Origin of the sequence: Halomonas salipaludis (genome assembly GCF_002286975.1) — a bacterium.
Taxonomy (GTDB): Bacteria; Pseudomonadota; Gammaproteobacteria; order Pseudomonadales; family Halomonadaceae; genus Franzmannia; species Franzmannia salipaludis.
Map to the genome: position 1 here is coordinate 200,031 of NZ_NSKB01000005.1, position 26,079 is coordinate 226,109.

Genomic DNA, 26,079 nt, shown 5'->3' on the forward strand with positions numbered 1-26,079 from the left:
GGGATAACGGATAGGTGGTGAGCGAGCATAAGCCGGCTGCCCCGTCAGCCAAGTTTTGCAAAGTTAACAAAGTGTTTTGACACTATTGAAAGCGGGCGGGGGATCGACGGCACAGCCCCTCGCGGCTGAAAATGCCACCAAGGTCGAACCCCCGCGCTTCACGGGGCCGCAACAGGAGAGCGTGATCCCCGTGTCGAATCCATCCCCGTCGCTGCGCCGGCTGCCGCTCAACCTGTGGATATCGCTGCTCGCGGTGGCGATGGTTGCGGTGACCCTGGGCTTGGCGCTGTGGTTGTTCATGGCCCAGCAGCGCAGCGCCCTGGAGCAGGCCCATGCCACCCGGGTCATGGACCTGGCCGAGGTGGTGGCCGCCAAAGCCAAGGTGCGCGACGCGCTGCAGCAGCCCGGGCGCTCCGATGCGGCGCTCCAGGAGGAGATCGACGGCCTGCGCCGCGCGCTGGGGGTCGACTTCATCGTGGTCATGGACCGCCAGGCGCGGCGCCTGACCCACCCCGAACCGGCCAGGATCGACGCTCCCTTCCAGGGCGGCGACGAAGGCCCGGCGCTGGCCGGCGAGCGCTACGCCTCCCGCGCCGAGGGCACGCTGGGAACCAGCATTCGTGGCTTCGCCCCGGTGCGCGATGCCGAGCAGCAGGTGGTCGGCGCGGTGGCCGTGGGTATTACCCTGGCGGCGCTGCTGCCGACTCTGGAAGAGCACCGGCGGCGAATTCTGCTGGCGGTGCTGGCGCTGGTGATGGCGGCCGGCGTGGCCGCGGGGGGCCTGGCGCGCTACCTCAAGCGCACCCTGCTGGGGCTCGAGCCGCATCAGATCGCACGCCTGGTCGAGGAGCGCCAGGCGCTGCTGTCATCGGTGCATGAGGGGATCCTGGCGGTGGACCCGCAGGGGCGCATCACTCTGGCCAATGCGGCGGCGGCGCAGCTGCTGCAGCGAGCCGGGCTGGCCGCGCCGCCGCCGGGCACCGCCCTGGCCGACTACCTGCCACCCGGGGCGCTGCAGGAGGTGCTGGCCACCGGCCAGCCAGAGCTGGATCGCGAGGTCACCCTGAATGGCCAGGCGTTGATCGTCAATCGGCTACCCATCTATCATCGCCAGCAGCTGATCGGCGCCGTGGCCACCCTGCGCGACAAGGGCGAGGTGGACCGCCTGGCCGAGCAGCTGACCGGCGTACGCCGCTACGCCGAGGCGCTGCGCGCCTCGACCCATGAGGTCAAGAATACCCTGCACGTGATTACCGGTCTGGCCCAGCTGGGCGATCTCGAGGCACTGCGCCGCTACCTGCGTGAACTCGCCTCCGGCCCGCTGGTGGCGCCGCTGCCCGATGAGCGGCTGCGCGATCCGGTGCTGGCCGGCTTCCTGCTCGGCAAGCGCAGCGAAGCCCAGGAGCGCGGTATCCGCCTGGGCATCGAGGTCGACGGCGAGATCCCGGTATTGCACGACCCGGCGCTGAGCCACAGCCTGGTCACGGTGATCGGCAACCTGCTCGAGAACGCCTTCGAGGCGCTGGTCGACGCCGAGCAGCCTGAGGTCTCGCTGCTGCTGGCGGTAGACGAGGAGGTACTGACCATCGAAGTGCAGGATAACGGGCCGGGCATCGCCCCGGCGCTGCTCGCACGGGTCATTGGCCGCGGGGTCTCGACCAAGGGCGAGGCGCGCGGGCTCGGTCTGGCGCTGGTCAAGGCACGCCTCGAGGCCCACGGCGGCTCGTTGTCGCTGTATAGCCACCCCGGCCAGGGCACCCTGGCCGAAGCCAGCCTAGCGCTGCAGGAGCCATTGGCATGAGCGATCCTATCCGGGTGCTGATCGTCGAGGACGACCCGATGGTCATGCGCCTCAACCTCGAGTACCTCAACCGGTTGGACGACGTCACCCTGGCGGCGCAGTGTCTCGACGTGCCCACTGCCCTGGAAGTGCTGGAACAACAGCCGGTGGACCTGCTGCTGCTGGATGTCTACCTGCGTGAGCGCAGCGGGCTGGAGATCGTCCGCCAGCTGCAGCGCCAGGGGCGCGATGTCGACGTGATCCTGATCACCGCCGCCTCCGAGCTCGAGACGGTGCGTAGCGCGCGTCAGCTGGGCGTGCGCGACTTCCTGATAAAACCCTTCGAATTCGAGCGTTTCCGCGACGCGGTGAGCGCCTGTGTCGCCAATCGCCGTTCGCTGCAGCAGCTCCCGCCGCAGGTCGAGCAGCGTGATCTCGACCGCCTGTTCCAGGCCACGCCCGCGCCGGCGCCGCGCCGCCCGGATGGCCTGCCCAAGGGGCTGACCGCGCCGACCCTGGCACAGGTCGCTCAGGCGATTCTGCGCCTCGGCGACGCCACCTTCGCCACCGACGAGCTGGCCCCGCTGACCGGCATGTCGCGGGTGTCGCTGCGCAAATACCTCAAGCACCTGACCGAGAGGGAGGTGCTCGAGGAGTCGTTTCACTACGGCCAGGTGGGGCGCCCGGCGTTCAGCTACCGCTGCCGCGATCCCCAGGCGCTGCGCTCACTCAGCGGGGAGTGAGACGGATCAGGTCGCGGATCAGCCGCCGCCCCGGATGGAGCTGGTCGACCAGCGCCGCGGGCAGCGGTAGCGGTTCGTCGCAGATCCTCGATGCGATCAGCTCGGCACACAGCGGCGCGCTGGCCAGTCCCCGCGAGCCGTGGGCGGCGCTGATCCATAGCCCGCCATGATGCGCCCCCGGCGTGGCGGGAATGCGCTTGGCATCCTTGGCCAGGGCGGTGTAGTCGCGCCGCCAGGCCTCGCTGTCGGGCACCGGCCCGGCGTAGGGGAGCTTGTCGGGGCTCGCGGCGCGCACCGCAGCGCGCCCGTCCATGCGCGCCGGGTCGAGGTCGACGCCGGCCTTGCGCAGCGCCTCGAGGTAGCCGGGCAGGGTGCGCTCGAGCTCGGCCAGGTTGGCGGCGTGGTCCGCCTCGCGTAGCTTGTCGCCCTGGTCGTGGGGCGCGAAGGTAGCGCCGAAGGTCAGCACGCCCTCCTGGGGCGGCGGCACATAGCCCCCGGCGCAGATCACCCGAGTCGGCGCCGGCACGCCCTCGGGCAGGCTGACCTGGCTCACCTGGCCGCGGATCGCCTGCAGCGGCAGCTCGGCGGTCTGGTCGAAGCGGTTGGCCAACTGGGCGGTGGCGATCACCACCTGGTCGGCGTCGAGGTTGGCGCCGTCGGCCAGCGTCAGGCACCAGCCGTGTGCCGTTGGCGCCAAGCGTGCCACTTCGCCACGCTGAAAGGTCACCCCGGGGCTGGTGGCGAGCCGTTGGCAGAGGGCCTGGGGCCGCACCCAGCCGGCGCCTGGGTAGTCGAGGGCGCGCGCGGCGCTGAACGCCTGGGGCGGCAGGCCGCTGCGCTTGGCCAGCGAGTCGCCACCCACTCCCTCCACCACCGTTTCAGGCAGCCCGTACTGGACCAGGAAGCGCGCCTGGCGCTCGGCCTCGCGGCTATCGTTGGCCAGCTGCAGCACCCCGCTTGGCTGCCACAGGGCGCCCTCGGGGTCGAGCGCCTCGAGCCAGCGGCGGCTGTGCAGCAGCCCGGCCAGGTAGACCCGACTGTGGGCGTTGGGCGCCACTGCCAGCTTGATATACAGCGCCCCCTGGGCGTTGCCCGAGGCGCCGGCGCCGGGTGCCTCGCGGTCGAGCAGGGTAATCCTTACCCCACGGCGGGCCAGGGCATGGGCCACGCTGGCACCGGCCAACCCGGCGCCGATCACCGCGACGTGGCGTGCCGGGCGCGGCGGGGGCGGGGTAAACCAGGGCGTTGCACGGCGCGTCTCGTCGGCGCTGGGCGTGGCGAGCTCGCCGGCCAGCATCTCGCGCTTGCGGCCGAACCCCGGCACCTTGCGCCAGGCGAAGCCGGCCGCCTTGAGCCCGCGCTTGACTACCCCGGCGCAGGTAAAGGTGGCGAAGGTGGCGCCGTCGCGGCTCCTGCGCGACATCGCCTCGAATAGCGCCGGCTGCCACATTTGTGGATTCTTCGACGGCGCGAAGCCGTCCAGGAACCAGGCGTCAACGCGGCCGTCGAGGGCTGCCAGGCACTCGGCGCTGTCGCCGAAGTGCAGGTCCAGCGTGACCCGCGAATCGAGCCACAGGCGGTGCACGCCGGCCACCGGCTCGGGCCACTGGTCGACCAGCCTGGCGGCTGCCTCGGCCAGCTCGGGCCAGGCAGCCAGCGCGCGGGCGAGGTCGGCGCGGGCCAGCGGGTACTTCTCGGTGGAGACCAGATGCAGACGCGCGTCAGGGGAGGCATAGCGGGTAAAACAGGCCCAGGCGCAGAGTACATTGAGCCCGGTGCCAAACCCGGTCTCGCCGATCACGAAGGGGCGTGGCTCGCACCATTCGCGAAAGCGCCGGGGCAGGTCGTTCCCCTCGACGAACACGTGCTCGGTTTCGGCGCGGCCGTCTTGGCGCGAGAAGTAGACATCGCCGAAGGCCAGCGAATGGGGCGTCTCCAGGTCACCGTCGTCGCGCTGCCAGTCGAGGCGGGCGGTTTCCAGGGCAGCAAGGCTATCGCGAGGGCGGTCGGTCACCGGCGGACTCCGATCGGTGGAGAGTGGTTAAAAAATGAGCAATCTTCGCCGGGCGGCATCTCATGGCGCCTGCCAAAAGGCGTCCGCGGGCTACTAACAGGGTTTTCCACAGACGGTGTGTATAGTCCGGCTGTGGAAAACCTAAGGCTTGTCAGCCTAACGTGGTGTTAAGGAAGGACTTTCTTGAACGGCTTGACCGTGACCTTGGCGTAGACCCCGGCGATCACGAAGGGGTCGGCGTCGGCCCAGGATTGGGCGGCGCTCAGGTCGTCGAATTCGGCCACCACCAGGCTGCCGCTGAAACCGGCATCGCCAGGATTGTCGCTGTCCACTGCCGGGTGCGGGCCGGCGAGGATCAGGCGGCCCTCGTCGCGCAGCTTCTCGAGGCGGGCAAGATGGTCGGGACGAGCCGCCATGCGCCGTTCGAGGCTGTTCTTCACGTCTTCACTGATGATCGCATAGAGCATCTCAGGGCTTCCTTGAGTAGTGATTGACCCTCTGGCGCGCGGCGCGCACCATGGGGCTCCTATTCTGACAAAGACGCCAGTCGGCGTCATGCCAATGACCTCACTTGCGCCACTGCCGGCTGCCCTGGAAGGCGTCGGCGGCATCGATCTGCATATGCACTCCACCGCCTCGGACGGTGCGCTGCCGCCTGCCGAGCTGATGGCGCTGTGCCATGCCCGCGGCCTGACGCGCCTGGCGCTGACCGACCACGACACCGTCGCCGGCGTCGCCGAGGCGCAGCAAGCCGCTCAGGCGCTGGGTCTGCGCGTGCTGCCCGCCGCCGAGCTTTCGACCCAGTGGCGTGGCATGAACATCCACGTAGTGGCGCTGCTGCCCCAGGGCGTACGCGGCAGCCTCGAGGCCGGGCTCGTTGCCCAGGCCGAGGCCCGCGAGGCGCGCGCCGAGGAGATCGCCCGGCGCCTGGAGAAACTGGGGCTCGACGACGCCCTGGCCCGCGCCCGCGAACAGGCCGGTGGCCCACGCCCGTTGGGCCGCCCCGACTTCGCCCGGGCGCTGGTCGCTGCCGGCATCACGCCCGACATCAAGACCGCCTTCAAGAAGCACCTGGGCAGCGGCAAGCCCGGCGACGTCAAGGCCCATTGGCCGTTCATCTCCACCGCGGTGGAGTGGATCCGCGATGCCGGCGGCGTGGCCGTGCTGGCCCACCCGCTGCGCTATGGCACTACCCGGCGCAAGCGTGGCCTGCTGCTCGATGACTTCACCGCCGCCGGCGGCGAGGCCGCCGAGCTGATCAGCGGCTACCAGAATGCCGACGCCACCCGCGACCTGGCCCGCCAACTCGACGAGCGTGGGCTCTACGCCTCGCTGGGCAGCGATTTTCACTTTCCCGGTGGCGCGCTGGCGCCGGGCAGCATGAGCCCTGCGCCGCGCAGCGCGGTGAGGCCGGTGTGGATGCATCCGGCGCTGGCCGCCTTCGCCGCCGCCTAGATCGCCTTTCTCCCGCCGGCCGATTACGCTGAAACAAACGCGACAAGGAGTCATGCCATGACCCAGTTCTTCCAGCTGCATCCCGACAACCCCCAGAAGCGCCTGATCGACCAGGCCCTTACGATCATTCGCCAGGGTGGGGTGGTCGCCTATCCCACCGACTCCGGCTATGCCCTGGGCTGCCATCTCGGTGACAAGAAGGCGATCGAGAAGATCAAGTGGCTGCGCTCGCTGGATGATAAGCACAACTTCACCCTGGTGTGCTCGGACCTGTCCGAGATCGGCACCTACGCCAAGGTCGACAACGCCGTGTTCCGCCTGCTCAAGACGCATACGCCGGGGCCTTACACCTTCATCCTCAATGCCACCTCGGAGGTGCCGCGGTTGTTGCTGCACCCCAAGCGCCGCTCGATCGGCGTACGCGTGCCGGACCACCGCATCACCCATGCGCTGCTCGCCGCGCTGGGTGAGCCGCTGATGAGCGTGACGCTGATCCCGGTCGGCGAGGAGCTGCCGATGACCGATGCCGAGGAGATTCGCGAGCGCTTCGGCGCCCACCTTGACCTGATCATCGACGGTGGCGCCTGCCACCTGGAGCCGACCACGGTGGTCGACCTGCGCGACCTGCCGCCAGTGATCGTGCGCGAAGGGCGCGGCGACCCGGCACCCTTCCAGGTCTAGCGCGACCCTTCGCTCGAGCGATGCCCGGCGCCGCCCTATGCAGGGCGGCGCTGCTATTTGGTCTGTGTCTCCCGTCATTGACTTGGGCTACGAGTCGGGAGTTCGAGGGGCCATCTGGTGTCTTTTTGATCTATATTGAATGTTCAAAGAAAATAAAACACAATGAAAAAGCCCGTTATTCATAATTTGGTGTAATCATCTCGACGGGCGACTTCGATCACTCAAGGAGAGTTTTCATGGCGATGCATATTGGATTCCGCACCATGCCCAGTGTCCTGATGGTTGGGCTGGCGAGCCTGTCACTGGCGTCGACGGCGAATGCCGAGGAGCCGTCAACTGCCAGTGAGCCGACGCTATGCGCTCAGCAAGCCTACAAGATGGGCCTGCGTTATCAGCAACAGTCTGCCGAAATCGCCGCGTTGCAGCGTCAGGGCTTCACACTGGCGACCCTGCGCCTCGAACAGCAGATTGCCGAGCACGGTGACGATGCCAACCTGGCGATCATCACCGATCTCGATGAAACGGTGATCGACAACACCGAGCTCCTGGTGCGTGACATGAACCTATGTCACGACTACACCGTCTGGGATACCTGGTTGCACTGGGAGCGAGAGGGCACTCCGCGGTTGATTCCTGGTGCCATGGACTTCCTCGAGTTTGCCGATGAGCAGGGCGTGGCGATCTACTACGTCTCGGATCGCTACGAGGAGAACAAGCAAGACTCCCTGGCCACCCTCGAAGCACTGGGATTGCCGCAGGTATCTGATGACACGCTGCTGCTGCTTGGCCCCCCCAAGCAGGAGCGTCGCGACGTCGTCGACGAGAACTACACCCTGGTGATGCAGCTGGGCGATACCCTGCATGACTTTTCCGAGGAGTTCGTCAGCGACGTACCCCTCGACGAGCAGCATGAGCGGGTCGAAGCGCATGCCGAGCGTTTCGGTGTCGACTGGATCGTATTCCCCAATGCGACCTACGGCACCTGGGAAGAGGCTGAACTCGAAGAGTGGGATGCGCCCTTCGAGACACAGTGAATCCGATGACCTGCCGGGCTAGCCGGCAGGGCCAATGAAGTGCCTAGCGCCCCCTCACGCCGGATCGGTGGAGGGGGCGTCGTCGTCGTGGTTCTGCTCGGCGTTGGGATCGGGGGTCTCCTCGTCGAGCCAGGTGCCGCAGCGCAGGCAGTAGCGGGCGCGCTTCTCGTGGCGGTCGTGGCCGCAGCCCGGGCAGGCCTCGTCGGAGTAGCGGTCGGCGCGAATCGAGCGAATCACCTCGGCGGAGAACACCCCGGTGGGCACCGCGATGATCGAGTAGCCGAGCAGCATGACCATGGTCGAGATCGCCTGGCCGAGCGGCGTTACCGGCACGATATCGCCGTAGCCCACCGTGGTCAGGGTGACGATGCCCCAGTAGATCGACATCGGGATGCTGGTAAAGCCTGCCTCGCGCGACTCGATGGTGTACATCAGCGCCGAGAACAGCGTCACCATCATCAGCACCGCGAACAGGAACAGCATGATCTGGTGCCAGCTGTTCTTGAGCGACTCGACCAGCAGCCGCCCCTCGCCGACGAACTGCATCAGCCGCAGCACGCGGAAGATGCGCAGCGCGCGCAGCAGGCGGATCATCACCAGCGACTGGGTGCCCGGTACCACCAGCAGCAGCCAGGTGGGCAGGATCGCCAGCAGGTCGACCACGCCGTAGAAGCTCTTGAGGTAGTGGTGGGGGCGCTCCAGGCAGTAGATGCGCAGCAGCAGTTCCACGGTAAAGGCCAGGGTAAAGCCCCACTCCATCCAGTAGAACAGCTCTCCATGGGCGGCGTTGAGGTGCTCGACGCTGTCGAGCATGACGATCAGCACGCTGGTCAGGATGGCAACGATCAGCGCGATATCGAAGCCCTTGGCCAGCGGCGTGTCCGACTCGAAGATGACCTGAAACAGCCGGGTGCGCAGGCCTTCGCCGGCGGGCTTGAGGGTGGGGTGCATGGGATCCTCCCGATCCGTCAGTCGACGAGCCGCTGCGCCAGGGCCAGCGCTGCCTGGCCGCCGGCGAGATCGAGGCGGCCGTTTGCATCGAGGCCCTCGGCGGTGCGCCGGGCCAGGCTCTGAGTGTCGCGATCATCGGCGCTGGCGGCAACCCCGGCCAGCGCCGCGTGGGCGGTCTCGAGAAACGCCGGCTGGCGGCTATCGCGAAAGGCGTCGAGGGCGGCCATGGCGCGGTCGAGGCAGGCCCGCGGCGTGGTGTCGTCTTCAGGCAGCGTCCACTGGCTGGTGCCCAGCGACGCGCCCCGCGCGGCCTTGCTGGTCTGGGCCGGGCGCAGGGCGACCTGCTGGGCGAGCTGCTCGGCCAGCTGCCACAGCGCCTCGACATGGCCGGACTTGAGCTCGAGTTCCAGCTCGCAGATCTCGGCATGCCGTCCGCCGGCGACGATCTCGCCCTGGTCCACGGCCAGCTCGATGCGGTTGCCGTGGTGCTCGAGCTGCCAGGTGAGGCGCTGGAAGTCGGTGCGAAAGCGCGGTGCCAGGGCATCGAGGGTGGCGTGATCCACATCGCGCATGGGCGTCAGGGCGGCGAGCCCGGGCAGGTCCAGCGCCGGGCCGTCGATTTGCCACTCCCACTCGCCGCGCTGGGAGAGCCCGCCGCTGCCGGCACCGCTGGTCTTGAGCGTCTGCAGATAGCGCCCGCCAACCTGGCGAATGCGCAGCGCCACCCGGGCCTTCTCGAGGGCGCCGTCGGGGGTGTCGAAGTAGGTATTGCTCAAGCGGCGCGGGCCTTCGGCCCCGCTGGCCAGCAGCGGGTGGGCGGGCAGGGCAGCGAGGTCGCCGTGCTCCACGGCGAGCTTGAGTTCGATTTCCTGGCTCATGAGCTAAGGTCCCCTTGGCGCGGATGAGATGACAGTAAGATGAAATTTTCATGACGCTGAGGGTGGCAGTCTCTATACTGTCGCCGCCATTCCCAACTGCGCAAACCGCTCTATGGTAACCACCAATCCGTTCTCGGCGATGTTCGGTCGCTCGCCATTCCAGCCGTTGCTGGCGCACATCGTCAAGGTCAATGAGTGTGCCGACCAGTTGCTGCCGTTCTACGACGCCGCGCTCGCCAGCGACTGGGACGCCGCCGCTCGCCATCGTGAGGCGATCACCGACCTCGAGCATCAGGCCGACGAACTCAAGACCGAGCTGCGCCTCAACCTGCCCAACACCATGTTCCTGCCGGTGTCGCGTTCCGACCTGCTCGACCTGATCAGCGTCCAGGACAAGATCGCCAACAAGGCTCGCGACATCACCGGCATCATGCTGGGGCGCTGCATGACCATGCCGCAGCCGCTGGCCCAGCCGATGCGTGACTATCTGGTCACCTCGGTGGCCTCGGTGGCCCAGGCGCGCAAGGCACTGGAGGAGCTCAAGGAGCTGCTCGAATCGGGTTTCGGGCGCAACGTCACCGAGGTGATGCAGAACCTGATCCGCGATCTGCACGAGCTCGAGCACCAGACTGACGACCAGCAGGTGGCGATTCGCCGTCAGCTGTTCGAGCTGGAGAGCGAGCTGCCGCCGGTAGACGTGATTTTTCTCTACAAGATCATCGACTGGATCGGCGAACTCTCCGACCGCGCCGAGCGCGTCGGCAGCCGCCTGCAGATCCTCACCGCCCGCTGAGGCCTGACCCGACACCTACATAGGACCCGACCCTATGTCGATCATTGCGCAACACGGCGAAATCTTCATCCTGCTGGCGTGTGCCTTCGGCTTCTTTATGGCCTGGGGCGTGGGTGCCAACGATGTCGCCAATGCCATGGGCACCTCGGTGGGCTCCAAGGCGATCACCATCAAGCAGGCGATCATCATCGCCGTGATCTTCGAGTTCCTCGGCGCCTGGCTGGCCGGCGGCGAGGTCACCTCGACCATCCGTGGCGGGATGATCGATCCCGACCTGCTCGACGGCAATCCCGAGCTGCTGGTCTACGGCATGCTCTCGGCGCTGCTGGCCGCGGCGATCTGGCTGATGATCGCCTCGGCGCGGGGCTGGCCGGTCTCCACCACCCACTCCATCGTCGGTGCCATCGTCGGCTTCGGTGCGGTGGGGTTGGGCATAGAGGCGGTGGCCTGGGGCCGGGTCGGTACCATCGCTTCGAGCTGGGTGGTGTCGCCGCTGCTGGCCGGCAGCATCGCCTTCATGCTGTTCAAGACCGTGCAGTACCTGATCTTCGAGGCCAAGGACCCGTTCGCCGCGGCCAAGCGCTACGTGCCGGTGTACGTCTTCCTGGTCGGTTTCGTGGTCGCCATGGTTACCCTGACCAAGGGCCTGACCCATGTTGGCCTCGACCTCAGCTTCGGCCAGAGCCTGCTGCTGGCGATCCTGTTCGGTCTGTTCATCATGCTGCTCGGGATCGTGCTCGAGCGCAGCGCCAACCCCTCGCGCCCGCCCGCCGACGACCACTTCGGCTATGCCGGCGTGGAGCGCGTGTTCGGTGTGCTGATGATCTTCACCGCCTGTGCCATGGCCTTCGCCCACGGCTCCAATGACGTCGCCAACGCGGTCGGGCCGCTGGCCGCGGTGATCAGCGTGGTGCAGAGCGACGGCATCATCGACAGCGCCGCCCTGGTGCCCTGGTGGGTGCTGATCCTGGGCGGCGGCGGCATCGTCTTCGGCCTGGTCACCTATGGCCACAAGGTGATCGCCACCGTGGGTACCGGTATCACCGAACTGACCCCCAGCCGCGGCTTCGCCGCGACCCTGGCCGCAGCCACCACCGTGGTGCTGGCCTCGGGCACCGGGCTGCCGATCTCCACCACCCATACCCTGGTCGGAGCGATCCTGGGCGTTGGCCTGGCGCGCGGCATGGCAGCCCTCAACCTGCGGGTGATCGGCACCATCGTGATGTCGTGGCTGATCACCCTGCCGGCCGGGGCCGGCCTGGCGATCATGTTCTTCTTCATGTTCAAGGGGATCTTCGGCTAGGCGGTAGCGCCGAGGCCAAGTACCCACCGACGGCCCGCACCCGCTGCGGGCCGTCGCCTGTCGTGGCGGTAGTGCCGCGCTTTTGGTTGCTCTGCTATCATCGAGCCTCGCCCCTTTCCATTCTCCTGCTGCCGGAGCGCGGCCCTTGAATACTCGCTTTCCCTTCGTCGACTGGTTCCGTAACTCCTCGCCGTATATCAATGCGCACCGCGGGCGAACCTTCGTCATCCTGATCGAGGGCGAGGCCATGGCGCAGGGGCGAGGCGAACAGCTGATCCAGGACCTGGCGCTGCTGCACACCCTGGGCGTGCGGCTGGTGGTGGTGTTCGGCATTCGGCCCCAGGTCAACGCCGCGCTCGAGGCCGCGGGGGTCACCCCCACCCGTCACGACGGCCGCTGGATCGCCGACGCCGACATCATGGCCTGCGTCGAGCGGGTCGCCGCCGAGCAGCGGCTGTGGCTGGAGGCGCGCCTGTCGCTGGGGCTGCCCAACACGCCGCTGCACGGCGTCGAGCTGACCGCGGTCTCCGGCAACCTGGTGATGGCCAAACCGCTGGGCGTGCGCGAGGGTGTCGACTACGACCACAGTGGCGAGGTGCGCCGGGTGCGTGCCGCGGCGGTCCAGGCGCTGCTCGAGCAGGGCGCGCTGGTGCTGCTGCCGCCGCTGGGCTTCTCGAGCACCGGCGAGGTCTTCGACCTGGATGCTTCTGAGGTTGCCCAGCAGGCGGCGGTGGCGCTCAAGGCCGACAAGCTGATCCTGCTCGGCGAAGCCGACGGCCTGCACGACGAGAGCGGTGCCCTGCAGCGCCAGCTGACCCCCGCCGAAGCCGAGCCGCTGCGTCGCCGCTCGCCGCCGGGCAGCGAGCTCGATCGCCATCTCGCCGCGGCCTGCGGTGCGGCGCGCTTCGGCGTGGCACGTACCCATCTGCTGTCGTGGCACGACCACGACGCCCTGCTCGGCGAGCTGTTCACTCGCGACGGCGTCGGCACCATGATTACCCAGCACCGCTACGAGCAGCTGCGTGCCGCACAGCTCGGCGATATCGCCGGCCTGCTCGAGCTGCTCGAGCCCCTCGAGCGGCGCGGCATGCTGGTGGCCCGCTCCCGCGAGCGCCTCGAGCACGAGATCGACGACTACCTGGTGATCGAGCGCGACGGCATGATCATCGGCTGTGCGGCGCTGCACGCCTTCCCCGAGGCGCAGATGGCCGAGCTGGCCTGTGTGGCGGTGCATGACGACTATCGGCGCGGCGCCCGGGGCGGGCTGCTGCTGGCCGAGACCGAGCGCCGCGCCAGGCGCCAGGGGCTGACCTCGCTGTTCGCGCTGACCACCCACACCACCCACTGGTTCTTCGAGCACGGCTTCCGCCTGGCCGAGCTCAGCGAGCTGCCGAACCTCAAGCGCGATGCCTACAATCACGCGCGCAAGTCCAAGATCCTGCTTAAGCCGCTGGTCTAGCCGCGGGGCCGGCCTGTCGCAAAAATGCGGCAGGTCGGCTTGGGGTGTCGCCAGATGGCAACCTTGCAAGGCATTGATTTTAAAATAATATCTTATTTGTCGCATATTAATGTTGCCGTATGGCGACATAAATGCCGGTAATTTGCCTCGATCTGACGATTTTTCGCACCCCATCTCGAACTGGCACTCTTTCCTTGTTTTTAACTATTTGATTTTAAAAGATCATCGCGATTTTTGGCACGCTCGTCGCAATGTATAGGGCGAGCAAGGGAAACGGATCAATACGGCTCGATCCGCTTCCCGGGCCGGACCAGCAGGGCAAGGATCACCACCCTGTGCCACTTGCTCACTGGACCGGTCAGCGTCTGCTCCACGCGATGTGTGACTAAGGTTGCGATGAGACGAGGTGCCGCCAGTACGGCAAGGAATGGCACCGTAAGGGCAAGGATGCCCCGGCATGGATGCCTCATCCCCTGCGGGGGATCGAATTCAGGATCATGGCGCGATGAGCGGCATGATGAAGAATGAAGCCGAGTGGCGTGCCACTCCAAAGTGCGACGGCGGATCCTGGCATGATGAGAATGCCGTCGCATGGCTTCCGGACCTTCGGGTCCCCAGAGTGCGATGATGGATGATCCGGCCAGGCGGCTAATGCATCTCAATCTCTACCCCTTCAGTTCCCTGCGTACCTTGGGCCGGCTCTGCCGGCCCTCTTTTTTTGCCCGCCGGCAATAACGACAAATCTGTTATCCTGTGTGGAACACCCATGACGCCGCCTCTTTTCCTTTTACATAGAACATTGGTCATGACCACCCAGGTCTCGCGCCGCTGGCGCCCCCGCTCGCTGCTGCAGCTGGTGCTGCTAGCCTTCATCGTGGTGATGCTGCCACTAGGTGTGCTGATGTTTCAGGCTGGGCAGGCACTCTCCGAACTCACCCGCCTGGCCGACGTTAGCGCCCGCCAGGCGGTGGAAGAGACGCGCCGTGCCCGCGAGCTCTCCAGCCTGGCGCTGGAGATGGAACGCAGCGCGCGGCAGTACGCAGTGATCGAGCAGGAAGGCTTGATGGAGATCTATCTCGAGCGCGTCGAGGAGTTCGGCGACCTGCTCGCCCAGCATCGCCGGCTGCTGCCCGATGACCCGCACATGCTGGCGCTGGTCGACCAGCTCGGCCTGCTGCGCAGCATGCCCGAGCTGCCCATCGAAGAGTTCCGCGAGGAGCTGTTCGCCTTCGTGCCCTTCGCCGCCAACACCGAGGCGGTACGCCGTGCCACCAACCGGCATATCGATGCGCGCATCGACACCATTCGCGAGCAGGCCAGTAGCGTCCAGACCCAGCTATGGCTGCAGACCGCGGCACTGGTGTCGGCAAGCCTGCTGCTGATGCTGCTATTCACCTGGCTGATCATCCGCCCCATCCGGCAGCTCGAACGGCGCATCCTGGGGCTCGGCAACAGCGGCACGGCGGCGCCGGCCAAGACCATCCAGGGCCCGGCCGAGCTGGTCAGCCTCGGCGATCGGCTCGACTGGCTGTCATCGCGGCTCAGCGAGCTGGAGGCCCAGAAACAGCAGTTCCTGCGCCATATGTCCCACGAACTCAAGACCCCGCTGGCCAGCGTGCGCGAGGGCACTGCGCTACTCAGCGACGGCGTGGCCGGCGAGATCACCCCGCGCCAGTTGGAGATCCTCGAGTTGATCGACAGCAGCGGCAAGGAGCTGCAGACCCTGATCGAGCAGTTGCTCGACTACAATCTGCTGCAGCACGACAAGGGCACCAGGGTGGTGCGTTTCGACCTGGCTACCGTGGTCAAGGAGCTGCTGGCCAAGCACCAGCTGGCCCTCGAGCACAAGGAGATGCGTGTCGAGTGGTTCGACAAGCCCCTCGACTGGCAGGCCGATCGCATTGCCACCGGGCGTATTCTCGACAATTTGCTGTCCAATGCCATTGCCTATGGCGAAGACGGCGGCGAATTGGCGATCCGCGCCTGGGTCCGCGGCGAACGGCTGTTCGTCGAGGTGGCCAACAGCGGTGAGCCGATCGCCGAGGAAGACCGCCCGCGGCTGTTCGAGGCGTTCTACCAGGGCCGGGCGCGCCGCAAGGGCCCGCTCAAGGGGTCGGGGATCGGCCTGTCGGTGGCCGCCGACTGCGCCCGCGCCCAGCACGGTGAGCTAATGCTGGTCGAAGACAACCAGTTGCCGGTGTGTTTTCGCCTGGTGCTGCCCTGGATAGATGCCGATGCCAGCGGGCAAGAGACGAACAATACGACCTTGATGCTGCCCACAGAGGCGGCGAGCTTACACGCAAGGAACAACTGAACCATGAACTATAGAACACTGCTGTCACTCGCCGCGGTGATGCTGCTGGTGGGATGTGAAGCGTTTCCTGCCATGCAGCAGAGCGAGGTGGAACCAGAGCCAGAGCTGCCCACCCAGTGCAATGAGCCGACTCCTACCCTGGTTGAGAGTCCCTGCCTGGTGGATGCCTGGGTGGCCTATGGCCTGGCCTCGCAGCGCGGCGACCGCGAGTGGCGGGATGCGCAGATCGAGCAGCTGCAGGGCAGCACGCCGGAGCAGCACCTGCAGCGCGCGGTGGTGCTGGCCTGGGGCAGTGAGCGGCAATGGAGCGAGGCCGCCGAGCTACTGCGCGACGACCTGCATGCCGCACCCAGCGACCTGCAGCCGCTGCTGCGCTACTGGCTCAACGAAGTAGAGGGGCGACGCGCCTTGGCCAACCGGCTCGAGCGCAGCGAAAGCGAACGTCGCGGCCTGGCTGAAGAAAACGAGTCGCTGGCCGAGAAGCTCGAGGCGCTGACCGATATCGAGCAGAGCATCAACCTGCGCCAATTCTCGCCCTGAGGCCTGAAATACCGACGAGACGAGGAAGTGAATCGTGAAACAAGCAGCCCGACCGCAAGGCGCCCATATCCTGCTGGTGGATGACGACGCGAGCCTGTTGAAGCTGCTGGGCCTGCGCCTGGAGAGCCGCGGCTTTCGTGTCACCACCGCTGAAAGCGGCCGCCAGGCCCTCGACAGGCTCGGCGAGTCGCGGCCTGACCTGGTGCTATCCGACCTGCGCATGGACGAAATGGATGGGTTGGCGCTGTTTCATGAGATCCAGCGCCAGGCCCCCGGCCTACCGGTGATCATCCTCACCGCCCACGGCTCGATCCCCGATGCGGTGAGCGCTACCCGCCAGGGGGTGTTCAGCTTCCTGACCAAACCGGTGGACCGCGAGGAGCTGTTTGCCGCCATCGACGAGGCGCTGTCGCAGACCCCGGGGCCGGCGGTCGACGGCGACAACGCCTGGCGCGCGGCGATCATCACCCGTAGCCCGCAGATGGAGCGCATTCTCGAGCAGGCGCGGATGGTCGCCGGCGCCGACGTCAGCGTGCTGGTCACCGGCCCCTCGGGGTCGGGCAAGGAGTTGATGGCCAACGCCATTCACCATGCCAGCACCCGGGCCGACAAGCCGTTCGTCGCCATCAACTGCGGCGCGCTGCCCGAGCAGCTGCTCGAGAGCGAGCTGTTCGGCCACGCCAAGGGCGCCTTCACCGGTGCGGTGAACCAGCACCAGGGGCTGTTCCAGGCCGCCGACGGCGGCACCCTGTTCCTCGACGAGATCGGCGACATGCCGCTGACCCTGCAGGTCAAGCTGCTGCGCGCCATCCAGGAGCGCCAGATTCGCCCGCTGGGGTCGACCACCTCGGTGCCCATCGACGTGCGCATCATCTCGGCGACCCACCGCGATCTCGACCGCGCCATGCGCGAGGGCGACTTCCGCGAGGATCTCTACTACCGCCTCAACGTGGTCAATCTCAAGCTGCCGGCGCTCAAGGAGCGTGCCGAGGACGTGCCACTGCTGGCCAAGCACCTGGTGACCCAGGCCGCCGAGCGCCACAAGCCGTTCGTCAAGGGCTTCTCGCCGGAGGCGCTCAACCTGCTGGCCTCCAGCGCCTGGCCGGGCAACGTGCGCCAGCTGGTCAACGTGGTGGAGCAGTGCGTGGCGCTGACCAGCTCGCCGATGATTCCCGAGGCGCTGGTCTCCCAGGCGCTGGCCGCCGAGGAGAATGCGCTGCCGTCGTTCAACGAGGCGCGCGCCAGCTTCGAGCGCAGCTACCTGATCAAGGTGCTCAAGATCACCGAGGGCAACGTCACCCAGGCGGCGCGCATCGCCGGGCGCAACCGCACCGACTTCTACAAGCTGCTCAATCGCCACGAGCTAGAGCCCAGCAGCTTCAAGCCGGGCGCCGCCGAGCTGGTCAGCAACGGCTAGCTACTCCTCCAGGCGCCGCTTGACCTCGACCGCGAGGCGCCCCTCGCCGAGCCGGGTAGTCAACGCCTGGCCGGGCTGGGCGTCGGCGGCGCGGCGCACCACCTGCCCCTGTTCGTCCTCCACGATGGCATAGCCGCGGCCCAGTACCGCCAGCGGGCTGACCGCCTGCAGCTCGCGGGCCAGGGCCTCGAGGCGGCTGCGCTGGCGCTCCAGCTGGCGCGGCATGGCGGCGAACAGCCGCTCACTGGCCTGGCGCTTGCGCAGCTCGGCCTGGCGTAGCAGGCCGGCCGGGTCGATGCCGTTGAGCCGCGCCTGCAGGTGCTGCTGGCGCTGGCGGCCGTGCTCGAGGCGCGCGCGCATGGCGCGCTGCAGGCGCGCCTCCAGCTGGGCCAGATGCTGGCGCTGCTGGGCGAGGCGCTCGCCGGGGTGGCGCAGCCGTGCGCGCAGGTGGTCGAGGCGCTGGGTCTCGCGCTGAAGCCGGGTCTGCTGAGCTGCGGCCAGCCGCCGGCCGGCGAGGCCCAGCCGCCGGCGCAGGTCGGCCTGGTCGGGCACCAGCATCTCGGCGGCGGCGGAGGGGGTCGGGGCACGGGCGTCGGCGGCGAAGTCGCTGAGGCCGGTGTCGACCTCGTGGCCCACCGCCGACATCACCGCCAGCCGCGAATGGAAGATCGCCCGCGCCAGGTGCTCGTCGTTGAAGGCCCACAGGTCCTCGAGGCTGCCGCCGCCGCGGGTGATCAGCAGCGCATCGCGCGCCGGGTCGAAGCGGCCTCCCGGTTCGCTCTGACGGTTGAGCAGCGCCAGGGCGCGGATCATCGCCGGCGCCGCCTCGCGGCCCTGCACCGGTACCGGCACGATGCTGACCTCCACCAGCGGCCAGCGTGCCTGCAGTACCGCCAGCACGTCGCGGATCGCCGCGCCGCTGGGCGAGGTCATCACCACCAGCCGGCGCGGCGGAAAGGGCAGGGCGCGGGCATTGGCGAACACCCCCTGGGCGGCGAGCTGATGCTTGAGGCGCTCCAGGGCGGCGAGCAGGTCGCCGGCGCCGGCCGCCTGTACCGCATCGACGATCATCTGGAAATCGCCACGCGGTTCGAACAGCGACACCTTGCCGCGCAGCTTGACCCGGTCGCCGTTGTTGAGCGGCGCGGCGACGAAGCGCGCGCGGTTGCGAAACAGCGCGCAGCGCAGCTGGGCGCGCTCATCCTTGAGGGTGAAGTAGACGTGGCCCGAGGCCGGCCGCGACACCCCGGACAGCTCGCCTTCCACCCAGCAGTCGCCGAAGTCGCCCTCCAGCAGCAGGCGGGCGCGGCGGTTGAGGTCGCTGACGGAGAGCACGGTATCGGGAGCGGCGGGCATGGCGGAAGCTACTTTACGCGGCGAAAACCCGCAGCTTAGCACGCCATGTGCGACAGACCACGACTCGCATTGCTGCACCCGCACCCGACCCGCTATAATGCTCGATTAACTTTTCCCTCGCCCCACTTCCCATCTGCTCAAAATGGGTGTTGCCGCTATGCTACGTATGGCTCAAGAAGCACTTACGTTCGATGACGTATTACTCGTTCCCGGCTACTCTGAGGTCCTGCCCAAGGACGTCAGCCTCAAGTCCCGCCTGACCCGCAACCTCGAACTCAATATCCCGCTCGTCTCGTCCGCCATGGATACCGTCACCGAAGCGCGCCTGGCCATCGCCATGGCCCAGGAAGGTGGCATCGGCATCATCCACAAGAACATGACCATCGCCGGCCAGGCCGCCGAGGTGCGCAAGGTCAAGAAGCACGAGAGCGTGATCGTCAAGGACCCCGTCACCGTGGGCCCCAAGGCCAAGCTGCAGGACCTGCTGGCGATGGCCGACGAGTACGGCTACTCCGGCTTCCCGGTGGTCGAGGGCGAGACCCTGGTGGGCATCGTCACCGGCCGCGACATGCGCTTCCAGCCCGACCACAGCGACAGCGTCGAGGCGATCATGACCCCGCGCGACAAGCTGGTCACCGTGCCGGTGGGCACGCCGCTGTCGGAGATCAAGGTCAAGCTGCAGGAGAACCGCATCGAGAAGATCCTGATCGTCGATGAGGACTTCCATCTGCACGGCCTGGTCACGGTGCGCGACATCGAGAAGGCGCGCACCTACCCGTTCGCCGCCAAGGATGCCGACGGCCGCCTGCTGGTCGGCGCCGCGGTGGGCACCGGCCCCGAGACCCCGGACCGCATCGCCGCGCTGGCCGAGGCCGGGGTCGATGTGATCGTCGTCGACACCGCCCACGGCCACTCCAAGGGCGTGATCGACCGCGTGCGCTGGGCCAAGGAGCACTTCCCCGGGGTGCAGGTGATCGGTGGCAACATCGCCACCGCCGGCGCCGCCGTGGCACTGGCCGAAGCCGGTGCCGATGGGGTCAAGGTCGGTATCGGCCCGGGTTCGATCTGCACCACCCGCGTGGTGGCCGGCGTCGGCGTACCGCAGATCAGCGCGGTCTCCAACGTCGCCGAGGCGCTCAAGCCCTACGACATCCCGCTGATCGCCGACGGTGGCATCCGCTTCTCCGGCGACCTGGCCAAGGCCATCGCCGCCGGTGCCAGCACGGTGATGATCGGTGGCCTGCTGGCCGGCACCGAAGAGGCGCCGGGCGAGGTCGAGCTCTACCAGGGGCGCACCTACAAGGCCTACCGCGGCATGGGCTCGATGGGCGCCATGTCCCAGAGCCAGGGCTCCAGCGACCGCTACTTCCAGGACAAGGACGCCGGCGCCGACAAGCTGGTGCCGGAAGGCGTCGAAGGCCGCGTGCCCTACAAGGGCATGATGAGCGCCATCGTCCACCAGCTGATGGGCGGCCTGCGCGCCTCGATGGGCTACACCGGCTGCACCACCATCCTCGAGATGCGCACCAAGCCCGAGTTCGTGCAGATCACCGGGGCCGGCTTCGCCGAATCCCACGTCCACGACGTGCAGATCACCAAGGAAGCCCCGAACTACCGGGCTAGTTAACCGCTAGCCCAAGAGGTACCACCGCGGCGGGGCATATCCCGCCGCACCCTTTTGTATCCGGCCCGCCGCCTACGCTGCCAGCAAGAGACGCCCAGATGACCGACATTCACGCCCACAAGATCCTGATCCTCGACTTCGGCTCCCAGTACACCCAGCTGATCGCCCGCCGCGTGCGCGAGATCGGCGTTTACTCCGAAGTGCGCGCCTTCGACATCACCGAGGAGGAGATCCGCGAGTACGCCCCCAACGGCATCATCCTCTCCGGTGGGCCGGAGTCCACCGTGGCCGAAGGCTCGCCCCGCGCGCCGCAGTGCGTGTTCGAACTGGGCCTGCCGGTGCTGGGCATCTGCTACGGCATGCAGACCATGGCCGAGCAGCTCGGCGGCGCCGTGGAAGGCTCCAATAAGCACGAATTCGGCTACGCCCAGGTCACCATCGACAGCAGCGACGACCTGTTCCGCGACATCAAGGACCATGTGGACCACGACGGCAAGGCGCTGCTCGACGTGTGGATGAGCCACGGCGACAAGGTCGCCCGCGCGCCGGACACCTTCACCGTGACCGCCTCCACCCCGAGCTGCCCCATCGCCGCCATGAGCTGGGCCGAGAAGCACTTCTACGGCGTGCAGTTCCACCCCGAGGTGACCCACACCCTGCAGGGCCAGCGCATTCTCGAGCACTTCGTGGTCGGCATCTGCGGCGCCGAGAAACTCTGGACCCCGGCCAAGATCATCGAAGACCAGGTTGCCCGGGTGCGCGATCAGGTCGGCGATCGCCACGTGCTGCTGGCCCTTTCCGGCGGCGTCGACTCCTCAGTGGTGGCAGCCCTCCTGCACCGCGCCATCGGCGACCAGCTGACCTGCGTGTTCGTCGACAACGGCCTGCTGCGCAAGAACGAGGGCGGGCAGGTGATGGAGACCTTCGCCAAGCACATGGGCGTGAAGGTGATCCGCGTCGACGCCGAGGACCTGTTCCTCGACAACCTCAAGGGCGAGGCCGACCCCGAGGCCAAGCGCAAGATCATCGGCAACACCTTCATTGAGGTGTTCGATGAAGAGGCCAGCAAGATCGAAGGCGTCGACTTCCTGGCCCAGGGCACCATCTACCCTGACGTGATCGAATCCGCCGCCAGCAAGACCGGCAAGGCCCACGTGATCAAGTCGCACCACAACGTCGGCGGCCTGCCCGAGACCATGAAGCTCAAGCTGGTCGAACCGCTGCGCGAGCTGTTCAAGGACGAAGTGCGCAAGCTCGGCGTCGAGCTCGGCCTGCCGTATGACATGGTCTACCGCCACCCTTTCCCGGGGCCGGGCCTGGGCGTGCGCATCCTCGGCGAAGTGAAGAAGGAGTACGCCGACATCCTGCGCGAAGCCGACGCCATCTTCATCGAGGAACTGCACAACGCCGACTGGTACCACAAGACCAGCCAGGCCTTCGCCGTGTTCCTGCCGGTCAAATCCGTGGGTGTGGTCGGCGACGGCCGCCGCTACGAATGGGTTATCGCCCTGCGCGCCGTGGAAACCATCGACTTCATGACCGCAAGGTGGGCACATCTCCCGTATGAGCTGCTGGAGACCGTCTCCAACCGCATCATCAACGAGATCAGCGGCGTCTCACGTGTGACCTATGACGTCAGCAGCAAGCCGCCCGCGACGATTGAGTGGGAGTGAGGCGCGGCTAGGCAGAACGCCTGATGCGGCTAAGCTGACCGAGATCAAGGGTCTACCAAAGGGTGGGCCCTTTTTTTTGCAATCTGTTACCTAGTCTTGTGTACTGGGTTAAGGTCGCTGAGATAGCTGCCGATAACAGTGGTAATAACCAGGGACTGTAGAAGGGAAGTGGCATGCAGAGCCATCAGACCATGCCCCCCGGATCCTGACCGCTGCGTTCAGCGATCCCTTTCAACAATAAAGACAATACGCAGGGAGAGTGACCATGGAGCGTCCTGATTTCGTCAAACGTGGCGAAGAGGCCAGATTGATTCCTGTCGTTGCCGATACTAATCGTGAACAACGTGCGGCCTCGGTACTGCTCGCCGCGCTGCGAGGCGTCCATGAGTTCCGGCAGCAGATGCTCCTGTCACTGGGAGTGCGCGTAGGAAGCCGGGCGGTGTTGGGGGCCTGGACGGAGATCGTGCTGGAAGCCGATCCCGGTGCGGCCAAGAGTGACCGGCCAGATGGACTGATTGTGCTGCAAACCGGGCGCAAGACGTGGAGTGCTCTAGTAGAAGCCAAGATCGGCAATGCTGACATCGGCGAGGAACAGCTCAAGCAATATCTTCAGCAGGCCAAGAAGCACAAGGTAGACGCGGTCATTACCATCACCAACCAGTTCGTCGCGATACCCTCACATCACCCGGTGAAGGTGCCAAAATCGATGCTCAAGGGCGTCGAGCTCTATCACTGGTCCTGGATGTACGCGGTGACTCAGGCGACGCTACTGCTGGAGTCTGGCGAGATCACTTCGCCTGACCAGCGCTTTATGCTGGAGGAGGTGCTTCGCTACCTCGGCCATGAATCCAGTGGCATCTCCCGTTTCGATAGCATGAACCGGGAGTGGAAGGAGGTGGTGGGCAAGGTCAAGAGTGGCGCCGTACTGGGCAAGAATACCGAGGAAGTGGAGAACACCGTCTCCAGCTGGCATCAGGAGCAGCGCGACCTATGCCTGGTAATGAGCCGCAAGCTGGGGCGGCCCGTCAAGCTAAAGCTGGCTCGTGCTCACCGCACCGATCCGGTCAAGCGACTCAAGGACGACTGCGAAGCCCTGGCCAAGGACAAGGTATTGAGTTGTTGTCTGGAAGTGCCGGATGCTGCTGCCGACTTGGACGTTTCTGCCGATCTCACCAAGCGCACCATCGTTTGTTCCATGCGTGTGGTGGCACCCCAGGACAAGAAGCGCAGTACTGCCCGCGTCAACTGGCTAGCCCGGCAGCTTACCAAGGCAGAGGTCGACAGCATGTACATCAAGGCTGTCCGCCCAGGCCGCGCCGAGGAGACGCAGGCCACCCTAGCCCAAGTACTTGAAGACGCCACTGCACTGGACTCACCAGCGACCACAGTCGTTCCGAGTGCCTTCGAGGTGTTCTATATGGCCGATCTTGGCCATCGCTTCGCGGGCAACAAGATTTTCATCGAAGAACTGGAAAAGGCAGTGCCGCACTTTTACCAGCAGGTTGGGCAGCGGCTCAGGGCGTGGGTAGCCCCCCCACCCAAGCTGCATCGGCGCGATCCGGCCGAGGGAAAAAGTGATGCTGATGAAGATGATGTGGAGCAACGGCAAAGTGATACGGAAGGATGGGATGCGGCTGAGTAGTACACACATCATCTTCAGAGAGATTGGTAGCTCTCCCGGGGTTCCTGCGGTATGCGCAGCCATCCCGATGACTGTGGGAGAAGGCAGCTACAAATCACAACTCATGGAGATAGTCTTGGCTTGTTGGGCATCGCAGCATTGGCTTGAGAAAAAGGCAGAAATCGACCCAAAGCGGACATGCGGGAAAGCAGAAGGCACGTTCACTGGGGATAAACAGCATGCACAATGATCGGTATTATTCTGCCAAGCTATACTTAATTTCCTGGGTTTTCAACAAGATAAACGGTGGGCGAGCGCGCAGCATAATATTATTGAACGCACGTGCGCGTTCAAATGGAATATCAAGCATGCTACATAATACAACTGTTGGGGTGGCAATAACGCCAAAGCCCTTAAGGAGAGATAAATGAGAAAAGTAAACAGGGTAATTATGCTTGCGGCCTTAGCTTTTTGCACGAGCTCCGTTGCGTATGCCAATTCTTACTGTGAGCTGGATGGCGCTTACACAGAAAGTGGTGAGTATGTTTATGGCGAATGTTACATGTATAACAAGGACTACGGGGAACTGGATGGCGCTTACACAGAAAGCGGCGAGTATGTTTATGGCGAGTGTTACCGCTATTCAAAGGACTACGCTGAACTAGAAGGTGCTTATACGGAAAGTGGCGAATATGTATATGGCGAATGTTATTTTTATTAGCGTAAAATGAGAAATTGCCCCCAACAAGGCGCTGCACTGGACGGCAATTCCGCTGCGCTACATTTCCGGCTGTGAGCTTGGCCGTTATATTTTTCTGATACATATTGTCGATTGGGAAGTCTAATGAAAAAAGACCAATACCAGTTTCGAGAAAAGTCCCAATTCCTCAATTTACTGATATTGCGCGATGAGCTTCAGCACCTAGATGAGGTCCTTTCCCAACCGATAAAAGAGACCAAAGACCTTCTGACAAAATTTCGAGCAACGCGAAGTGTTTTTCTGACGTTAAACAACGTCAAAGACGCATTGGACAGATTGCAGCTGGAAGCCCCAAAAGATTTTGTAAATAAAACCAGAGAGCTAAAAAAGAAACTTGTTTTCTCGAACCATTTTCGCAATCGCGGGATTGGCCATCTTGATGGGACTCTGTTGAGCCGTGCCGTGCCGTGCAGTGGAGCCCTCAAATTTTCTATGAGACAGCTAAAGGAAATGAACTGTTTCGACTCATAGAGTCACACAGAGCGATAATCGAGTCCTGTATCAATTCGTTTTTAGACGGCGATGGGGTTCAAAAAGTATTCGGTAAAGAAATTGATCTCATGTATCCTCCGGAAGCAAGAGAATTTTATTCATATTTATCTGGCGTGGTGAAAGAGGCGATAGATTTATTGGCTAGAGCAGAGTCGATGACATTTGAAAAAATAGATCATCATTCCGACGAGGATATCCAAGAATTGGCGGCTATTGCAGGGCAAACTAATTTTGATCTGAAAGAGCCCCCTGAGTTCAGTTGTTCAGTTGAAGAACATCGGGAAGTCCTGTATGCCGTGCTCGCGGAACTTGAAGAACATGGTGCCGATCCAGAGACGGTTGCTTATTTGAGATCCAAATTTCAAATATAACAAGCCGCTGTTGCCTTGCAATTTTTACACCGTTTCGCGGTTCCAAAATTGCCGCAAAGCTCAGTGTTATATGCTAGGGGGAGGTAGGTTATGGATCATAATAGAGAGCGCTTAGCCGCTCACATTTTACCCCTCTCAGTGGCCAACGATTTCGATACGGCAAGAACTGAATGGACTCTTATTGGGGTAGAGGTCAGCGAAGAGTTTGATAGTTGCCCTTGCGGTCAGGACATCAAAGAACATTGCTATATTCGAAATCAGCTTAATGGCAATACAACGTATGTCGGCAACGTCTGCATTAACAGATTTATAGGCATTGAAACTGGCAACCTTTTCGCAGCTCTTCGCCGAATAGCTGCCGACGATACCGCTAATGCAAACGAGGATTTAATTCATCATGCTTTCAAGCTTGGTTATATCTTTGACACAGAATATAAGTTCTTGATGGACACCCGCCGGAAGCGGAAGCTATCGCCGAAGCAGATTGCCTGGAAGAAGAAGATTAATCGGCGAATAATCAAAAAAACTGTGGTGCAGCGCCGGAGCAGCACATAACTAGTGCAGGCATGGCGACGCCCATTACATTGCGCCTTCGGCTCCATTCCCTGGACGCGCATGCTGCAAACGTTATACATCAGAGTAATCTCAATGGCTGCTTCTGGCCCAGGCTGTGTGAAAACTCCTCGGCTTTCCTGAAGATGGTGCTTGTACGCGAAATCTGGAGAGAACTTGCCTTGCAACTGCCTCATAATGCGCGAGAGAGCACCATTTTTGATCACCTTTTGACCAGCCCGAGACGCTCCAAGCGTTTTCACACAGC

General features: G+C 64.8%; 23 protein-coding genes. 18 read left to right on the plus strand and 5 right to left on the minus strand.

The genetic code is table 11. The annotated features are described in order from the left end of the window. Nucleotides 1–190: 190 nt before the first annotated feature. Together CK498_RS14065 and CK498_RS14070 are read left to right on the plus strand one after the other, a co-directional pair. Nucleotides 191–1,801: an ATP-binding protein gene (locus tag CK498_RS14065; RefSeq protein WP_229359074.1), complete on the plus strand. Its 1,611-nt coding sequence runs from the start codon at nucleotides 191–193 to the stop codon at nucleotides 1,799–1,801. After that, entirely contained in the window at nucleotides 1,798–2,523 is a 726-nt protein-coding gene (locus CK498_RS14070) for a response regulator (protein WP_095621502.1), read from the plus strand. Before CK498_RS14065 ends, CK498_RS14070 begins: the two co-directional genes overlap by 4 nt. On the opposite strand, the gene mnmC is transcribed toward CK498_RS14070, so the two are convergent. Both mnmC and CK498_RS14080 read right to left on the minus strand, forming a co-directional pair. After that, entirely contained in the window at nucleotides 2,510–4,537 is a 2,028-nt protein-coding gene (mnmC, locus tag CK498_RS14075; protein WP_095621503.1) for a bifunctional tRNA (5-methylaminomethyl-2-thiouridine)(34)-methyltransferase MnmD/FAD-dependent 5-carboxymethylaminomethyl-2-thiouridine(34) oxidoreductase MnmC, read from the minus strand. The genes CK498_RS14070 and mnmC overlap by 14 nt on opposite strands. Before the next feature lie 167 nt (nucleotides 4,538–4,704). Then, nucleotides 4,705–5,004 carry a YciI family protein gene (locus CK498_RS14080; RefSeq protein WP_089658819.1) on the minus strand — a complete coding sequence of 100 codons (300 nt, stop codon included), beginning with the start codon at nucleotides 5,002–5,004 and terminating at the stop codon, nucleotides 4,705–4,707. 94 nt (nucleotides 5,005–5,098) lie between these two features. Between CK498_RS14080 and CK498_RS14085 the strand changes: the two genes are divergently transcribed. The 3 genes from CK498_RS14085 to CK498_RS14095 all read left to right on the plus strand — a co-directional run bounded on the left by CK498_RS14085 (nucleotide 5,099) and on the right by CK498_RS14095 (nucleotide 7,707). After that, a complete protein-coding gene (locus CK498_RS14085; RefSeq protein WP_095621504.1) occupies nucleotides 5,099–5,992 on the plus strand; it encodes a PHP domain-containing protein in 894 nt (297 codons plus the stop codon). A 57-nt stretch (nucleotides 5,993–6,049) separates the two neighbouring features. After that, complete coding sequence (locus CK498_RS14090) at nucleotides 6,050–6,673, plus strand: L-threonylcarbamoyladenylate synthase (RefSeq protein ID WP_095621505.1); 624 nt, start codon at nucleotides 6,050–6,052, stop codon at nucleotides 6,671–6,673. Nucleotides 6,674–6,909: 236 nt separating this feature from the next. After that, nucleotides 6,910–7,707 (plus strand): 5'-nucleotidase, lipoprotein e(P4) family, encoded by a 798-nt coding sequence (locus tag CK498_RS14095; RefSeq protein WP_095621506.1) that lies wholly within the window; start codon nucleotides 6,910–6,912, stop codon nucleotides 7,705–7,707. A 54-nt stretch (nucleotides 7,708–7,761) separates the two neighbouring features. On the opposite strand, the gene CK498_RS14100 is transcribed toward CK498_RS14095, so the two are convergent. Together CK498_RS14100 and CK498_RS14105 are read right to left on the minus strand one after the other, a co-directional pair. Continuing rightward, nucleotides 7,762–8,658 (minus strand): ion transporter, encoded by an 897-nt coding sequence (locus CK498_RS14100; RefSeq protein WP_095621507.1) that lies wholly within the window; start codon nucleotides 8,656–8,658, stop codon nucleotides 7,762–7,764. Nucleotides 8,659–8,675: 17 nt separating this feature from the next. Then, nucleotides 8,676–9,536 (minus strand): CYTH domain-containing protein, encoded by an 861-nt coding sequence (locus tag CK498_RS14105; protein WP_095621508.1) that lies wholly within the window; start codon nucleotides 9,534–9,536, stop codon nucleotides 8,676–8,678. Nucleotides 9,537–9,648: 112 nt separating this feature from the next. On the opposite strand from CK498_RS14105, the gene CK498_RS14110 reads away from it, so the two are divergent. The 6 genes from CK498_RS14110 to glrR all read left to right on the plus strand — a co-directional run bounded on the left by CK498_RS14110 (nucleotide 9,649) and on the right by glrR (nucleotide 17,362). After that, on the plus strand, nucleotides 9,649–10,329 hold the full coding sequence (locus CK498_RS14110) for a TIGR00153 family protein (protein WP_095621509.1): 681 nt from the start codon (nucleotides 9,649–9,651) through the stop codon (nucleotides 10,327–10,329). Between the two features lie 34 nt (nucleotides 10,330–10,363). Beyond that, nucleotides 10,364–11,632, plus strand: a complete 1,269-nt coding sequence (locus tag CK498_RS14115; protein WP_095621510.1) for an inorganic phosphate transporter — start codon at nucleotides 10,364–10,366, stop codon at nucleotides 11,630–11,632. Between the two features lie 145 nt (nucleotides 11,633–11,777). Continuing rightward, nucleotides 11,778–13,091, plus strand: coding sequence for an amino-acid N-acetyltransferase (gene argA / locus CK498_RS14120; protein ID WP_095621511.1), 1,314 nt, complete (start codon nucleotides 11,778–11,780; stop codon nucleotides 13,089–13,091). An 805-nt stretch (nucleotides 13,092–13,896) separates the two neighbouring features. Further along, nucleotides 13,897–15,405 carry a sensor histidine kinase gene (locus tag CK498_RS14125; RefSeq protein ID WP_095621512.1) on the plus strand — a complete coding sequence of 503 codons (1,509 nt, stop codon included), beginning with the start codon at nucleotides 13,897–13,899 and terminating at the stop codon, nucleotides 15,403–15,405. A 3-nt stretch (nucleotides 15,406–15,408) separates the two neighbouring features. Further along, the gene (locus CK498_RS14130; protein WP_095621513.1) at nucleotides 15,409–15,945 is read left to right on the plus strand and encodes a hypothetical protein; all 537 of its coding nucleotides are present in this window, start codon (nucleotides 15,409–15,411) and stop codon (nucleotides 15,943–15,945) included. 34 nt (nucleotides 15,946–15,979) lie between these two features. Then, a complete protein-coding gene (glrR, locus tag CK498_RS14135) occupies nucleotides 15,980–17,362 on the plus strand; it encodes a two-component system response regulator GlrR (protein ID WP_095621514.1) in 1,383 nt (460 codons plus the stop codon). Here the strand turns inward: glrR and xseA are convergent, their stop codons facing one another. Beyond that, nucleotides 17,363–18,718: an exodeoxyribonuclease VII large subunit gene (xseA, locus tag CK498_RS14140; RefSeq protein WP_095621515.1), complete on the minus strand. Its 1,356-nt coding sequence runs from the start codon at nucleotides 18,716–18,718 to the stop codon at nucleotides 17,363–17,365. It abuts the gene before it with no gap. 157 nt (nucleotides 18,719–18,875) lie between these two features. Between xseA and guaB the strand changes: the two genes are divergently transcribed. The 7 genes from guaB (at nucleotide 18,876) to CK498_RS14170 (ending at nucleotide 25,814) form a co-directional block, all read left to right on the plus strand. Continuing rightward, nucleotides 18,876–20,345, plus strand: a complete 1,470-nt coding sequence (guaB, locus tag CK498_RS14145; protein ID WP_095621516.1) for an IMP dehydrogenase — start codon at nucleotides 18,876–18,878, stop codon at nucleotides 20,343–20,345. Between the two features lie 95 nt (nucleotides 20,346–20,440). Further along, nucleotides 20,441–22,015 carry a glutamine-hydrolyzing GMP synthase gene (guaA, locus tag CK498_RS14150; RefSeq protein WP_095621517.1) on the plus strand — a complete coding sequence of 525 codons (1,575 nt, stop codon included), beginning with the start codon at nucleotides 20,441–20,443 and terminating at the stop codon, nucleotides 22,013–22,015. Nucleotides 22,016–22,280: 265 nt separating this feature from the next. Continuing rightward, complete coding sequence (locus CK498_RS14155; protein WP_095621518.1) at nucleotides 22,281–23,657, plus strand: hypothetical protein; 1,377 nt, start codon at nucleotides 22,281–22,283, stop codon at nucleotides 23,655–23,657. A 406-nt stretch (nucleotides 23,658–24,063) separates the two neighbouring features. Then, complete coding sequence (locus tag CK498_RS14160; RefSeq protein ID WP_095621519.1) at nucleotides 24,064–24,357, plus strand: hypothetical protein; 294 nt, start codon at nucleotides 24,064–24,066, stop codon at nucleotides 24,355–24,357. Between the two features lie 123 nt (nucleotides 24,358–24,480). Further along, a complete protein-coding gene (locus CK498_RS26380) occupies nucleotides 24,481–24,867 on the plus strand; it encodes a hypothetical protein (RefSeq protein ID WP_217987777.1) in 387 nt (128 codons plus the stop codon). 89 nt (nucleotides 24,868–24,956) lie between these two features. After that, nucleotides 24,957–25,259 carry a hypothetical protein gene (locus CK498_RS26385; protein WP_217987778.1) on the plus strand — a complete coding sequence of 101 codons (303 nt, stop codon included), beginning with the start codon at nucleotides 24,957–24,959 and terminating at the stop codon, nucleotides 25,257–25,259. A gap of 90 nt (nucleotides 25,260–25,349) precedes the next feature. After that, nucleotides 25,350–25,814: a hypothetical protein gene (locus CK498_RS14170; RefSeq protein WP_095621520.1), complete on the plus strand. Its 465-nt coding sequence runs from the start codon at nucleotides 25,350–25,352 to the stop codon at nucleotides 25,812–25,814. Nucleotides 25,815–26,079 lie beyond the last annotated feature (265 nt).